The following is a 15,178-nucleotide window of genomic DNA, read 5'->3' as shown; positions in this document are numbered from 1 at the left end:
TTTTTCTATTATAGCAATGTAAACCGTTTGACAAAAGTTTTACACTCTTTTATTTTGTACGTTTTACAATATATTGTGCTAATTGCTCTAAAAGCGCAGTATTTGTTTCAATCATTTCCAGTGCTTGTAGTGCCTGTTCATAATGATCAACAAGCTTTTTCTTTGCACCTTCTAATGTAAGTAATGCGGGATATGTACTTTTATCACTCGCAACATCCTTGCCAGCCGTTTTTCCTAATTGCTCAGAAGTGCCTTCAATATCTAGAATATCATCTTGGATTTGGAATGCTAAGCCAATATGATGTGCGTATTCTACTAATGCACGGCGCTCTTTTTCTGGCGCATTTGCTAATACTGCGCCCGATTCGATACTAAAACGTAATAAAGCCCCAGTCTTATTAACATGAACGGTTTCAAGTTCTTGTAAATTTAATAAACGCTGTTCGCCGTCCATATCTAAAATTTGACCGCCAACCATGCCTTCCGCACCTGCTGCAACACTTAATAACTCAACAAGTTCAATACGCTTGTCAGCAGCAATATCAAGTCTTGTCAATATGCCAAATGCTAATGTGTTTAATGCGTCCCCTGCTAATGTTGCTAATGCTTCGCCATAAACAACATGGTTTGTCGGCTTACCGCGGCGTAAATCATCATCGTCCATACATGGTAAATCATCGTGAATTAATGAATATGTATGAATCATTTCGACAGCCGAACCAACAACATAGCTCGGTGCTAATGGCTGTTCATACATTTCACATACCGCCGCCACAAATAATGGACGGATGCGCTTGCCACCTGCTTTTAAAGAGTATAGCATCGATTCTTTTAAATGTTCAGGCGCTTGAATCTTTTCAACTAATTGGTACATTTCCTTTTCAATTGCGGGAATATTTAATTCAATAAATTGCTTCAATGCGTTATCCATAAATTAATCTTCTCCATTTCCTTGGTCGAAAGGTTGTTTTTCACCATTTTCGCCAACGATTGAAATTAATTGCTGCTCTGCACTTTGAAGTGTATCATGACAAAGTTTTGATAGCTCCATCCCATTTTTATAAAGATCAATTGCTTCCTCTAACGGTACATCACCTTGCTCTAGCTTGCGAACAACCTCTTCTAGCTCGGCCATCGCCGTTGCGAAATTTGGCTTTGTCATCGTTTTCCCTCCTCTTTTTGTACATGCGTTTCCAATATTTTAGCTTGTGCATAGCCATCTTGGAAAGTAATGGTTACGACATCATTTTTTGCTAAGTCCACAGTTGATTTTACTACGATTTCATCCTTATACGCTATACTAAATCCTTTATTCATAATGGCTAATGGATTTAATGCTTCCAACATGCGTATATGGTTCGCAAATTCGACTTTACTTTGCGCCAATTTTTGTTGCATAGCACGATTGAGCTGATCCGTCCGATGCGCTAATTGCTGCTTTGACACGGTTAATTGATGCTGTGGTGAAAATTGTTTTAATTGGCTACTCATTTGTTGCAATGCTGTTTTTTGTTTGAATACATATAAATTTAGCGCATTTTCTAATTTGCTATCCATTTGTGCAAGTTGTTCTGTAAAAGGACGATATAATCGCTCCGGGGTTGCGAGTGGATACGAATTTTGTAATTTCGTTAAACGATTGCGTTCGAACGTTAAGCGTGATGTCATCATTTGATGGAGCATCGATTTTTTCGTCAATAAATTTTGGTAAAGCTCTTGCTGATTCGGCACCGCTAACTCTGCTGCTGCTGTTGGTGTTGGTGCGCGTAAATCCGCGACAAAATCGGCAATCGTCGTATCGGTTTCATGTCCGACTGCACTAATGATGGGAATGCGGCTTTCAAAAATCGCACGTGCTACAACCTCTTCATTGAATGCCCATAAATCTTCAATCGAGCCACCACCACGCCCGACAATAAGGACGTCACAAAGTGCTTGACGATTGGCCAAATAAATATTTTCGGTAATATTCGGCGCCGCGCCTGCCCCTTGTACGAGCGTCGGATAAATGATTATTTCCACTTGAGGGAAACGGCGATTAATGGTCGTACAAATATCGCGAATGGCCGCCCCTGTAGTTGCAGTTAGTATTCCGATTGTTTTTGGAAACTGCGGAATCGGTTGTTTAAAATTGGCGTTGAATAGTCCTTCTTTTTGTAACTGTTCTTTTAATTGATTAAAAGCAACAAATAGGCCACCAATGCCATCTGGTTCCATCGTTTGGGCATACAATTGGTAGACCCCGCTCGATTCGTATACATTAACGTCCCCTCGTATGAATACTTTCATGCCTTCTTCAGGCTTAAAGGAAAGTTTCGATGCTTGCGAGCGGAACATTGTCGCGTTAATGCGTGATCCATCATCTTTTAATGTAAAATAAATATGTCCCGAACTATGAATTTTCACGTTCGAAAGCTCCCCCATAACATAAACATCCCGTAAATGTGGATCGGCATCAAATTTGCGCTTAATATATTTGGTTAATGCTTTCACGGTTAAATAAGAAGACGATGTCATATACGTTGTGCTCCTTTTTGGTGGATTCTTTTTGGATTTTTATTACTATGTATTATTGATGTTAAAGCTTAGGTTCGTAATTTCCCCAAAAAGAAAAGCTGTTTCTCCTCAGAAAAACAGCTTCTGTATTACTATATATTATCTTTTTTTACGTTGTTTGTCGTGCAAGTACATTTTCAGCTGATTGTACGGTATTTGAAAGAAGCATTGTAATCGTCATCGGACCTACTCCACCTGGTACTGGTGTAATGTGAGAGGCAATACCGTCTACATCTGCAAAGTTGACGTCACCGCATAATTTATTATTTTCATCACGGTTAATCCCAACATCAATAACAACTGCGCCTTCTTTCACATGCTCCTTCGTTATAAAGTTCGCACGTCCAACAGCTGCGATAATAATATCCGCTTGTTTTGTGAATGAAGGTAAGTCTGGTGTTTTTGAGTGTGTGTATGTAACCGTTGCATCTTTTTGTAGTAAAAGTTGTCCCATTGGTTTACCGACAATATGGCTACGACCAACGATGACTGCATGTTTCCCAGCCACTTCAATGCCTGAGTACTCAAGTAATTTCATCACGCCATAAGGAGTACATGGTAAATATGTATCTTGACCTAACATCATTTTACCGACACTTACTGGTGAAAAACCATCCACATCTTTTTCAGGTGAAATCGTTGCAATCACTTCATCTTCATTAATATGTTTTGGTAATGGAAGTTGTACAAGAATCCCATGAATATCTTCACGTTCATTTAATGTACGAATTTGATCTAGTAAATTCTCTTCAGTTGTTTCTGCCGGAAGTTTGATTAATTCCGAATACATACCGATTTGTTCGCACGATTTTTGTTTGTTGGCCACATACGTTTTTGAAGCAGGATTTTCCCCTACTAAAATAACCGCTAAACCAGGTGTTAACCCTTGTTTTTTTAGCGCTTCTACGCGTATAGCTACTTCACCGCGAATTTCTTGACCGATTTCTTTCCCATTAATTATTGCACTTGACATGTTGTGACTCCTTCCAGTGATACCTAAAGTTTATGTAAGATCTAGTTTATCTTCAATTCTTTTCGCCACGGCAAAATCTGTAACATCCACCAGGGTAGATGCTGAACAAAAATAAACTAGCTTTTCTAACTAAAATTCAACTAAAAATTCATCTTTAACTTCTTTATCAAAATGGCTACATCCCGCAAAATGAAGTGCGGACATGTCCCCCTAAATAAAGCTTTACTTTATTCGGCTGAGAATTTCGAAAGTACACCGTTAACAAACTTGCTCGATTTTTCATCACCAAATGTTTTACTAAGCTCAATCGCCTCGTTCATCACAACTTTACTTGGTGTTTCAGTCGCAAACAATAATTCGTATACGGCTAAACGTAGCACGGTTCTTTCAATTTTTGGTAGACGGCTTAACGTCCAATTTTCTAGGTTTTTTTCTAGCGCAGCATCAATGTCTGTCTTATTTTCAGTTGTTCCACGTACTAATTGTTCTAAAAAGGCATTCGATCTTTGTTCTTCTTCAAGTACATGTCCAATTGCCTCTTCAAATGTAAGTTCTGTGCTGTCCAACTGAAACAATACTTGTAACGCTTTTTGGCGCGCTTCTGTTCGTTTCATTATTAAAGGTCTCCTTCATAAGTAGCATTAAGTCCTATGATATCACATTTTTATTATCATATCACCGTTTCGATTATTTTTTTAAAAATCAAATTTGTCGTGATGATCTACTCACTTAAAAACTTGTGCTGCCTTAACTGCTTTTTGCCATCCATTATATAATTCATTACGCTGCTGGTCGGGCATTTCCACTTCAAATTGACGGTCTAATTGCCAATGCTTTTCAAGCGCTGCCGTACTGTCCCAAAAGCCTACTGCTAGCCCTGCCAAATAAGCTGCACCAAGCGCGGTTGTTTCGTTTATTGCCGAACGTTCTACTGGCAAATTTAAAATATCCGATTGAAATTGCATTAAAAAGTTATTTTTCACTGCCCCACCATCGACACGCAACGTTTTAATATCCAATTGAGAATCAGAGCTCATTGCCGTTAAAACATCGCGCGTTTGATAAGCTAAGGACTCCAGTGTTGCCCGAATAAAGTGTTCTTTCGACGTACCGCGTGTCAATCCGAATACCGACCCACGAACATCCGAGTCCCAATACGGGGTGCCGAGGCCGACAAAAGCAGGCACAACATACACGCCATCCGAATCCTGTACTTTTTTCGCATAGTTTTCACTTTCTGCTGTATTTCGAATGAGTCGCAAGCCATCTCGCAACCACTGAATCGCTGAACCTGCTACAAAAACACTGCCTTCTAGCGCATAGTGCACCTTGCCGTCGATTCCCCAAGCAATTGTCGTCAGCAGCCCGTGTTCTGAACGCACCGCTTCCTCCCCTGTATTCATCAGCATAAAGCAGCCCGTACCATACGTATTTTTCACCATACCTTTTTCAAAGCATGCCTGACCAAAAAGTGCAGCCTGCTGATCCCCTGCAATTCCTGCAATCGGAACCGAGTGACCAAAGAAATGATTCGCTGGAATTTCACCATATATTTCAGATGAAGGGCGAACTTCTGGGAGCATAGAAGCTGGCACACCTAAAATATCGAGTAGCTCCTCATCCCATTTCAAATCAAAAATATTGTACATAAGTGTGCGCGAAGCATTCGAATAATCGGTAACATGAACTGCACCATCCGTTAGTTTCCAAATAATCCACGTATCAATTGTGCCAAATAGCAAATCGCCTTTTTCCGCTTTTTCACGTGCACCTTCTACATTATCAAGAATCCATTTCACCTTAGTCCCGGAAAAATAAGCATCCAGTAAAAGACCCGTTTTTTCTCGGAAAAGCTGCTCATGTCCCGCTTCTTTTAATGCTTCACAAATCTCCGCCGTTTGACGAGATTGCCAAACGATTGCATTATAAATAGGCTCCCCCGTATGTTTATCCCAAACAACCGTTGTTTCACGTTGGTTTGTAATGCCCACGCCCGCAATTTGTTCCGCTTTAATATTATTTTTCGATAATACTCTTACAATGACTGCTAAAATGGAGCTCCATATTTCATTTGGATTATGTTCAACCCAACCAGACTTCGGGAAAATTTGCTTAAATTCCTGTTGCGCAACAAATTCCACTTGGCCCTCTTTATTAAATAATATGGCACGCGAGCTTGTCGTTCCTTGATCCAATGACATAATATATTTTTCCATCGCATAATTTCCCCCAAACAATTTCATTCAATGATTGCTTACCACTGCATCAATGGCTTGCTGTAATTCTTTATGATATTCGGATTTTTGTGCCATTGTCCAGTGTAAAGTTTTAGCCATTTCATCTATGACCACTTTTTTTACTTCATTTACTTGAAAAATATTAAAAAGCAGTGTACCTGTACGACGAATAAAGAAATCAACAGGCTTGGCAACAGCTTCATAATGCATCGCATAGTGCAGTTCACCATATAAGTCAGCATCCAATGACGTATCATTTTGCTCGGCGATATGAAAAACTTGCACGCTATTCGTCCCGTACCTACGTACAATTCTTTCACTTTGTTCTGCTGTTAAACCGAGTTGAACACCGCTTGTAGTTTGCCGTTCCACAAATTGTTCAAAAAATACCGAGCCGCTTAAATCGCCACCTGCAACGGGCAACTTTTTTGTGATGCACTTTGAATACGTTTGATAATATTCATTTGAAAGCTGCTTGCTCACTAAATCAACAATTTTTTCAGCCATTTTTCGGTAGCCAGTTAATTTTCCACCTGCTATTGTAATAAGCCCTTGCTCCGACTGCCAAATCTCATCTTTTCTTGAAATTTCCGATGGGTTTTTCCCATTTTCGTGAATTAATGGACGTACACCCGCCCAGCACGATTCAATTTGCTGTTCAGTTAATTGTAAATGCGGAAACATAAAATGTACCGCTTGCAGTAAATATTTTTTATCTTCCGCTGTAATGGTCGGTTCCTCTATTACACCTTCATAAAATGTATCGGTCGTACCTACATACGTTTTTCCATCCCGTGGAATGGCAAAAATCATGCGCCCATCATTTTGCGTATCAAAATAAATCGCTTGTTGCAACGGGAAATCCTGCTGATCAAACACGACGTGCGCTCCTTTTGACAAAATTAAATGCTTTTCAGTAATCCCTGCATCTAATTTTCGGACTTCATCTACCCAAGGTCCCGCCGCGTTAATCACTTTTTTCGCCTTGATAACGTATTGTTCTTGTGTTAATTGATCTTCCACCGTCACCTTTGTAAAAGCTGAATTCCCGGCATCTATTTTGATTACTTTCATATAATTGACCGCATATGCCCCTCGTTCTACCGCTGCTTTTAGCACTTCGATTGTCAGCCGTGCATCATCTGTTCGATATTCGACATACATGCCCGCGCCTAGTAATCCCTCGTTATTTAATAACGGTTCCTGCTGAAGTGCCTCTTCCTTTGACAGCATAAATCGGCGCTCGCTCTTTTTGACACCTGCCAAAACATCATACACTTTGAGCCCAAATGCTGTGGCAAGTGGACCAAATGTGCCGCCCTTATAAAACGGCATTAACATCCAAATCGGCGTCGTCACATGTGGACCATTTTCATAAACGATGGCTCGTTCACGACCGAGTTCCGCGACTTCTTTTATTTGCATTTGCTTTAAATAGCGCAATCCCCCGTGAACTAATTTCGTCGAGCGGCTAGACGTTCCCGCTGCAAAATCCTGCATATCTACTAAACCAACACGCATTCCACGCGTTATAGCATCTAATGCAATTCCTGCCCCAGTTATGCCACCTCCAATGATAAAAACATCGAGCGTCTCTTGTTGTAATGTCGCCATCGTTTGTGGACGTTGTAAGAACGAAAATTTCTTCATGATGCACCCCTCCATTATTTTGAATTCCGTTTTCCCCTTTGGAATTTTGTTAATAGACAATTCCCCTTTGATAATAGCCATTTTCTTAGCATTAATAGACATATCACATCTTAATAGACAACTTCACTCATTCAATAGACATTTTCCCCAGCTCACAAAAATTAACCATTGTTTTCATAATAGGATCATATTGCAAGCTCAAATTCTGATGCTGAACAAAAAAACCTAGCAAAAGAATTCTCTGCTAGGTTTACATGATGGTATTATTTTAATCAATTTAAACGGAAGGGTTTATTCCGCTTCCTTTGCCGTTTCAAATTGAATGCCTGTCACATGAATATTTACTTCACTTGTTTCAATTGCTGTCATGTTTAAAATGGCTTGGCGAATAGATGTTTGTACTTCTTTTGCCACTTTTGGAATAGCAAAGCCGTACTTCACTGTACAAAATACATCAATTACAATATGACCGTCTTCTGACATGGCCGATTTAATTCCTTTTGAGTGTACTTTTTTACCAAAACGTTCAACGACACCCGATGCAAAGTTACCACGTGTTGACGCAATTCCTTCAACCTCCGTCACAGCAATACCTGCGATGACTTCAATCACTTCCGGTGCAAGTTCAATTTTCCCTATTTCATCTTTTCCAACTGGTGTTGGTTGTACGAATGATAATGGTTGTTTTTCAGCCATATGTGAAACATCCTCTCTTTATGTAAAGTCGCCAGTTAAGGCATATATAGACGATTGCTAAGCTTATTATACTACAATTAACGCGGCGATGTGTGCTTGTAATCACGTTTCCCTAAAATAATTGCTGTGCTGTCATGCAACGTTTCAAATCGTGTCATTCCATACAAATTGTTCTTGCTGCGTTTCGATTAATTGTATTTCATATTGTGCCATAAGATGCTTCGCCGCAAATAAAACGTCCTGCTTTGCTTGAAGCATTTCTAACGTATCGTTTGTATTCACAAAATAGCGAACTATGATACGGCAAGAGCTTGGGCGTAGTTCATCCATTGCGACATGGATAATATTTTTCAATGTTTTTGGATGCAAGGCAATTTGTTCATGCAAGGCGTTAATAAATTTCACGACGTTTTCTTCATTATTTTCGCTTGATACGAATAAATAATGTTCGATTTTACGCTGCTCACGCTTTGTTAAATTATAAATGGGACGATTCACTAAATAGGAATTCGGGATATATACAAGCCCTTTGTCACCCGTTTGGATAATCGTACTCCGTAAATTAATATCCTCTACTGTCCCATCAATTTTCCCGTCACCGGTCATGATCCAATCGCCAATTTGGAATGGCTTATCCAGTGCGACACTCATCCCACCAAAAATATGCGCCAGCGTTTCACGAATCCCAAATGCGAGGGCAACCCCTGTCAATCCAATGGCAGTTAAAAAACCTTCTAAATTAAAGCTCCATACTGATGCAATGGAAAACATCGCTATGACCATTATAATGACTTTACTAATACGTAGGAAAAACGGTGTTAAAATATCTTGATTTTCACCCGTTTCAAAGCGAGCTGGATTTCTTAAATAGAAACTTAAAATGTCGTACAATGCCTTGAATATAAAGTAAATATAAACCGATTCAATGAAATTTTGTAGTTTAACTACATCAAATAACCAAACTTCCAAAAGCATGGATAACGCTGTTAAAATAAGCGTAAAGATAAATGCATTGCGGAATGCTGGAAATGTATATTTCGTTATATCACTTAATACAGGATGCTGCTTTTTTTCCAGAAATTTCGCCGACTTCATCACAATTGGCCGGATGACAAGAAAAAGTATAACCAAACCGACGACAGCGATCAAAATTGCCGCTAATCCATCCGTCCATGTTGGTGCCTTCACTGATGGTATTAACCATTTAATTGAATCCCACAAAAAAATTCCACCTTCTTCATCCCGTAGTAACGGGCAATAAATCATATGTAGACTCACATAACTCGTATGAAGCCTCATTTTACTATTTGCGCTTGCATCATAACATGGGCGCGCTTATTTTAGCTAACGAAAAATAGAGGGTTTAGGTTTCAAACAACATAAAAACCCCTTAACTATAAAAGTTAGAGGGTTTTTCAATTTATTCTGTTAAAACAAATTCCACCTTATTGTTTTTGCAACCGGTGCAAGTTTTTTATTGGTACGTTCTTCAACTAATTGATCAGGTGTATACATGTAAAATCTGCGCTCAATCGTTGTAAAGGGAAGCACATATTTACGTACGACATCCGCAGATGGCAACGGCATAATCAATTGGATAAACTTAGTGTACAAGGTGAAAACTCCTATCGTGATTAGTCTCAACAACAATTACGATACTTGAGTTTTCACTTTTTTCTATACTTTAAAGTGAATTTATTAAATTTTCACAAAGTTAATACCACGTTCTGGTGATGTTCCCATTTTAATACATTTGCAATATATTTGTATGTTTTTTTATTTGCTCATGTATATTTGGTAGATCATTAAAAATTTCATACGGTGAGAAATAAAGGATTCCGCTCTCTTCACGAACTTGAATATTATTTCTTATTCGTACAGAATAGCCGGATTCCAATTCAATTTGATTTTTATCTTCATTCAGAGTGCTTTTTACTTCTAGCAAGTCATTAACATGTTTAATTTTCTTCAATAATTCCAATATATAACTCTCTTCATAATCTCTTATTTTATCTTCAAATAAAAACGTCAATAAATCTAATCCTAAATAACGATCAAGTTTTGAATGCTTAAATTGATTATCATAATATCTTAGACACTTGTAACATGACTGATCACAGTTACCCGGACAATATGAAAGCACCTTAAGTACTTCCTGGAAAATCAAATCAATTTTTTCACCAGCAACATACGAATAACCGGCCCCCCCTGAAAGCTTGTCAAAGATATATAAATCCGCATACACATCTTCCTGTCCTTTACGAATCATGCGGTATCCTATTCCTAGTTCATTGATATCTATCTCTAAAACACGACTTGCAGCTATTACAAACGCTTCTCCAATGGTTTCAAGTGCATCATGCAAAGCACTTGCGCTTGGATCATAAATTACTCTCTCATCTGTTAATCTCATTCGAACTAGTAAAAGATCTGTTTTAAACCTATTCCCTAAATACACATTTTTTAATTGACCATCACACCTATTATTACCAGGAGCCAGGTACGGTTTATAATGTGCGCCTATTGACGCTTGTTCCCTATCTGCTGTTATAAATCCACATACATCGCACATTCCAAATCCATCATCTTTACGTGAACCGCGGTTTAACACTATTAACTCTTGACTAGTCGCATGAACATATTTAATAGAGTTTTCCCCTTTTAACTTTTTAAACTTAAATTTTTCTTCCTCATTTGGAATAGGCAATTGTGGACTACTAGCATAACTAAAATCTTGCCTAACTTCATTTCTTCTAAGACTTTCGCCTTTTTCTGGTGAAAACCCGAAAGGCTTAATATATTGCTTGCTATCTAGCCTATTTCCACAATTCGGACATTTATCATTTTCACTTTGTAATTGAGTAAAATGACATGAAGTGCATATAGATACAAATTCTTGTGCATTAAATAAATCAACAACTGAATTCTCACCATTTGTTGAGTAGGGATTATAAATGCCACCAACCCTGTATGTCTCTTTATCTATAACTACTTGTTTACCAGGAGCATACTCACTTAACGCTCGATTTAATTCTAATTGTGGTCTTTGTGCAATTTGCAATTGTCCTGTAGGTGTCCTTTTTTGAATATACAAACTTGATAAATCCCTTGGAAATGCATAGGTCGGTAAAAATTCATGATTAAATAGAAAAGTGAGAAAGTCTTGGTTTTGATAATAAGGTATATCTTCAATTTCGTCGTCTTCAACCATATTTAAATAAGCTTGTAATTCTTCTCTTATTTCAGAATAATTTTTCTCCAAGTCTTTTACTAAACAATCAGTAACCTCTTTCATTAATTCCCATTTATTCTTGCTTTCTTTTTGTACAACCTCATCTGGAATAATCTCAAACATAGAAGGATATTTTGCAAATTGATTTCCGATTCTCTCTGTTAACCAATAATCAAATTCATCAATCGTAAATAAAGAATCTCCATCGAAAAAGTCACTGGTCTTTCCTAATGATGCAAACAAATCACTTTCCTCTGATTGTAAAGCCTCATGGAAATAAGTTTGAATAAGCAATGCGTGAATATGTCTTTTCAAGATTTTTTTGTTATCAATATATATATCAACATCCCTCACATCTCCACTAATCATCTTTTCCGCATTCGCAAAATAATAGTGATCATGAGGAGAATCTTGGGCATAAGTTATGACAGTTGATAAATTTGTGCTTCTTCTTCCAGCACGCCCCGCCCTCTGCTGATAGTTTTCTCTGAAAGGAGGAATGTTTCTCATTGCAACTGCTGTTAGCGAGCCAATATCAATTCCAACTTCCATTGTTGTTGTGCAACTTAAAATATCGACAATTTCCTGCCCGGCCACTTTAATATCCTGAAACCCTAGCTCATATTTTTCTGTTGTCGCCAACGCTTCTTTAACGTCCTTTTGGGACAGTTGGGCAGAGTGCTCTTCTACATTGAAACTAAAAATATCATTTCCTTTAAATAAATCTTGAATCGATCGTCTCCAATATCCTTTTTCTGAACGAAGTACCTCACTATCTGGATTATGCAAAGTGATATCCTCAGAAAAACAAATAGGACAAAGATTTCTCACAATAACTGGGTGCCACGATCTACACTGATTGCATTTATACCACTTCTTATTAATTCCATTTACAACTATTAACTTTTCAGCTTTCACAAAATACTTTCCTTCTTTTGTATCACAAAGCTTAAATAAAGATTCACTAATCTTTGCTCTTTCATCTTCTTCATACAATTCTAAAATCTTTTTCATAGTTGGGTAAAGCTTATTTTTTTCCACTCCCCAACTTTGACGATATTGCGACATAATATCGTGTCTTTGAATACTATCTAATTGTTCATTAAATGCTAAGTTTTCCTGCATAGATTTAATAAATAATACACATAAGTTATTAAACTCTTCCCTAGTAATTATATCTTTTAAATTTCTATGATAGGAGCGCAAATTCCTTGAATGCGGCACTAAATATCCAACTGTCAAATCATACAAAGAATAACCCGGAGAAATTAGAGACTGGTAAAAAATCGTTTCAAATCCTTTTTCGATTTGCCGCATGTCACCAGAATTTTTTAGTTCATCTACTATCTCTTTTAAATCTTCCTTATCCATTTCATCAAATGTGCACAAGTCATTATCGAGTTCATATTTGATGATTTCATAAATATCTTCTTTGTCGAGTTCGATATCAAATTTATCTTTCCCTTCTAATAAAGAGACATTTTTATCTTTCATCAAGAATAGTAAATAAGTATAGTAGTCTGACACTCTCAAATCCTCAATTGAATCCGCTAGACTCATTACCATCTGTCTTAATACATCTTTCTCTCCTTCACGAGGAATGTCCCTCGCAAGACGTGCTGCTTTTTGACGTCCATCTGAAAATATAAGAACCTTCCTTCCATTATTCTCTTGTTCTTCTTTACCTTGTACAGGTGGTTGCGCAACAAATTGCTCTCGAACTAAATTTGCAAAAGGAGGCTCGCCTTTCGTTCTCAAATCACGAATATTTCCTTCTGCTACTTTTGTGCAACTAGGACAATTATTGAATGTCAATAAATTCCCTGTATTAAATTTCTTTTTTCTTTTTGAGGGTAATTTATTCGTTATATACACCTTAACTAAGCTATCATCGCTAGATTCATTAAATAAATAACCTGTCTTCAAATCAATCCACATTGCTTTAACTTCTTCTTTTTCTCGAGCGATTCTATTTACCTGCTCTTCTATATATAAATGAACTTCTGTTAATTCCTCATCTATAATACCTTTTCCTTTTTCATTCCAAGTGTACTTTGGAAAAGCTGATTCTTTATTTAAGTAAAGTCTAATAAAGGCACTTCCACATTGCATATGTGTCAATATTTCGAATACCCTGGAACCACACTCACATTGAATTCTAGGTATATCATACATTTTTCCGTAATTTGATTTTTCTCCTTGATTTCCTGAACAATTGGGATTTAGACATAAATAAATTCCACTAATTCCTCTAAAAAACATATGAACCCTAGCTGGTAGTAGTACTCTTCCATTTTTCTTAGCTGCGTTTGCTAAAATAATTAAATTGCTTATCCCTTGATGTGATTCATTTCGATTTCGATTTGGGTAGACAGCTTCCACAATTTTTTCAAGTGTACAAGCATTTCCACTAACAAGTGAAATAATCTTTTCTAAAGGTGGATATCCATTTAATTGTTCGTAGAGATATCCCTCTAATTTATCTAGCTCGTTTGGTAATGGTGCCCAATTAAATTGCTCGAAAATACTTTTATTGTTTTTGTAGTAATCCTGATAGTCCCCAGCTCTTTGATGAAAACTATCAATATCCAATTTGGCAAATAACTCAAGTTCATTGTCAGACAAGACACCTTCTTTACCTCGAACTTCTTTAACACCTTCAATAAGTTCAAATGAACGATTCACTAAAGTTCCAGTTAGCTTTTGAGCAAATCGAATAGCTGTTTCTGTATCCCCCTCTTTACCTAAACTTGCAGAAGTTAAAATACAGCGCATTCTATCTCTTTTAATACCAAGCCTTTGTTGTAAACGTCTAATTAGCAGGGCCACTTCAGCACCGCTAGTCCCTCGATACATATGCGCTTCATCCAAGACTAAAATGAATTCATTTTCTTGGTCTTGGGCAAGCCAATCTTTGGTTTCATCCCACATATTTCGTTCTATTGGCCGCATAAGCATATACTCTAACATCGAATAGTTTGTCACTAAAATATCAGGTGAATGTTGATGCATTTCATGTCTAGTAAATAGTTCAGCATCATCACTTGACGTTAGATACTTATCCTTTGTTTTTTTTATCTTAGAATTTCTAAAGCGCTTTATATCTTTCGCAATCCATCTACCTCTTTCTTTCATTTCCGATGCTAACTTTGGATCATCTTCATCAATCTTTAAATAGTAATCCAATAAAGGATCTAAATGTGTTCTATCTTTACCATAACTTTGGGTGCCAGCATAAGGCGTTCTTGATGTATACATTCCAAATGTAAGAGGTCGTCCACCTTTATCTTTAAACATTTTCTTGACACGTTCATCTCCATATAACAAACGAAGGCGACTCATCTGATCATTTACTAAAGCATTCATTGGATATAATATTAGAGCCCTAACCGCCCTTTTATGTTTAAAAGCTTCAGGTTTAAGACTTGCTTCTGTATATAATTTACTTAACATTGGGTGTAAAAAAGATTCTGTCTTACCAGAACCAGTTCCAGTAGATACAATAATGTCTTTTTCGTCACTCAAAAAATATTTCATTGCTTTCTCTTGATGCTCATAAGGCCCGCGAAATACACCAACTGAGGGTTCAAGTTTTGACAATTCAACCATGATTTCCTTGCTTTCTTCAGGTATATTCATTTCACTATAAATTTCTCCGCTCTTATATACAGGTGTTGATTCTATAAAAGGTTCTGTTGATAATAAATTAGTACTATCTAAAAGTTCTCTTCTTTTCTTTTGGATTTCCGGGTTCGTAATTGGATATTGTGTTTCTAAGTATTCCTTCAATTTACTTGTTAATCTGTTAGAAATTCCGTCAATTGAATAAGTCAT

Annotated in this window: 11 protein-coding genes; all 11 read right to left on the bottom strand. The window is 37.3% G+C overall.

All coding sequences use genetic code 11. From position 1 onward, the window contains the following. Positions 1-49: 49 nt before the first annotated feature. On the bottom strand, positions 50-931 hold the full coding sequence (locus tag ACQKIH_RS18185) for a polyprenyl synthetase family protein (RefSeq protein WP_057987784.1): 882 nt from the start codon (positions 929-931) through the stop codon (positions 50-52). Positions 932-934: 3 nt separating this feature from the next. Continuing rightward, on the bottom strand, positions 935-1,162 hold the full coding sequence (xseB, locus tag ACQKIH_RS18180; RefSeq protein ID WP_057987783.1) for an exodeoxyribonuclease VII small subunit: 228 nt from the start codon (positions 1,160-1,162) through the stop codon (positions 935-937). After that, positions 1,159-2,517 (bottom strand): exodeoxyribonuclease VII large subunit, encoded by a 1,359-nt coding sequence (xseA, locus tag ACQKIH_RS18175; protein ID WP_427768143.1) that lies wholly within the window; start codon positions 2,515-2,517, stop codon positions 1,159-1,161. The genes xseB and xseA overlap by 4 nt, the downstream gene beginning before the upstream one ends. 148 nt (positions 2,518-2,665) lie before the next feature. Further along, positions 2,666-3,529, bottom strand: a complete 864-nt coding sequence (gene folD, locus ACQKIH_RS18170; RefSeq protein ID WP_427768142.1) for a bifunctional methylenetetrahydrofolate dehydrogenase/methenyltetrahydrofolate cyclohydrolase FolD — start codon at positions 3,527-3,529, stop codon at positions 2,666-2,668. A gap of 227 nt (positions 3,530-3,756) precedes the next feature. Beyond that, positions 3,757-4,143, bottom strand: coding sequence for a transcription antitermination factor NusB (gene nusB, locus ACQKIH_RS18165; protein ID WP_057987778.1), 387 nt, complete (start codon positions 4,141-4,143; stop codon positions 3,757-3,759). Between the two features lie 111 nt (positions 4,144-4,254). After that, complete coding sequence (gene glpK / locus ACQKIH_RS18160) at positions 4,255-5,745, bottom strand: glycerol kinase GlpK (protein WP_427768141.1); 1,491 nt, start codon at positions 5,743-5,745, stop codon at positions 4,255-4,257. Positions 5,746-5,772: 27 nt separating this feature from the next. Next, a complete protein-coding gene (locus ACQKIH_RS18155) occupies positions 5,773-7,416 on the bottom strand; it encodes a glycerol-3-phosphate dehydrogenase/oxidase (protein WP_427768140.1) in 1,644 nt (547 codons plus the stop codon). 291 nt (positions 7,417-7,707) lie between these two features. Then, complete coding sequence (locus ACQKIH_RS18150; RefSeq protein WP_057987772.1) at positions 7,708-8,112, bottom strand: Asp23/Gls24 family envelope stress response protein; 405 nt, start codon at positions 8,110-8,112, stop codon at positions 7,708-7,710. Between the two features lie 144 nt (positions 8,113-8,256). Beyond that, entirely contained in the window at positions 8,257-9,333 is a 1,077-nt protein-coding gene (locus ACQKIH_RS18145; protein WP_427768139.1) for a mechanosensitive ion channel family protein, read from the bottom strand. A gap of 207 nt (positions 9,334-9,540) precedes the next feature. Beyond that, positions 9,541-9,726, bottom strand: coding sequence for a hypothetical protein (locus tag ACQKIH_RS18140; RefSeq protein ID WP_427768138.1), 186 nt, complete (start codon positions 9,724-9,726; stop codon positions 9,541-9,543). Between the two features lie 130 nt (positions 9,727-9,856). Further along, a complete protein-coding gene (locus tag ACQKIH_RS18135; RefSeq protein ID WP_427768137.1) occupies positions 9,857-15,178 on the bottom strand; it encodes a DEAD/DEAH box helicase in 5,322 nt (1,773 codons plus the stop codon).

Source organism: Solibacillus cecembensis, from assembly GCF_050272495.1.
Classification (GTDB): Bacteria; Bacillota; Bacilli; order Bacillales_A; family Planococcaceae; genus Solibacillus; species Solibacillus cecembensis.
Note: the sequence above shows the minus strand (reverse complement) of the source record. Positions and strands in the feature narration are given on the sequence as shown.

Bases quoted from the DNA above. Each gene is read 5' to 3' on its own strand.
- ACQKIH_RS18185 (WP_057987784.1), bottom strand. From the start codon at position 931: ATGGATAACGCATTGAAGCAATTTATTGAATTAAATATTCCCGCAATT.
- xseB (WP_057987783.1), bottom strand. From the start codon at position 1,162: ATGACAAAGCCAAATTTCGCAACGGCGATGGCCGAGCTAGAAGAGGTT.
- xseA (WP_427768143.1), bottom strand. From the start codon at position 2,517: ATGACATCGTCTTCTTATTTAACCGTGAAAGCATTAACCAAATATATT.
- folD (WP_427768142.1), bottom strand. From the start codon at position 3,529: ATGTCAAGTGCAATAATTAATGGGAAAGAAATCGGTCAAGAAATTCGC.
- nusB (WP_057987778.1), bottom strand. From the start codon at position 4,143: ATGAAACGAACAGAAGCGCGCCAAAAAGCGTTACAAGTATTGTTTCAG.
- glpK (WP_427768141.1), bottom strand. From the start codon at position 5,745: ATGGAAAAATATATTATGTCATTGGATCAAGGAACGACAAGCTCGCGT.
- ACQKIH_RS18155 (WP_427768140.1), bottom strand. From the start codon at position 7,416: ATGAAGAAATTTTCGTTCTTACAACGTCCACAAACGATGGCGACATTA.
- ACQKIH_RS18150 (WP_057987772.1), bottom strand. From the start codon at position 8,112: ATGGCTGAAAAACAACCATTATCATTCGTACAACCAACACCAGTTGGA.
- ACQKIH_RS18135 (WP_427768137.1), bottom strand. From the start codon at position 15,178: ATGACTTATTCAATTGACGGAATTTCTAACAGATTAACAAGTAAATTG.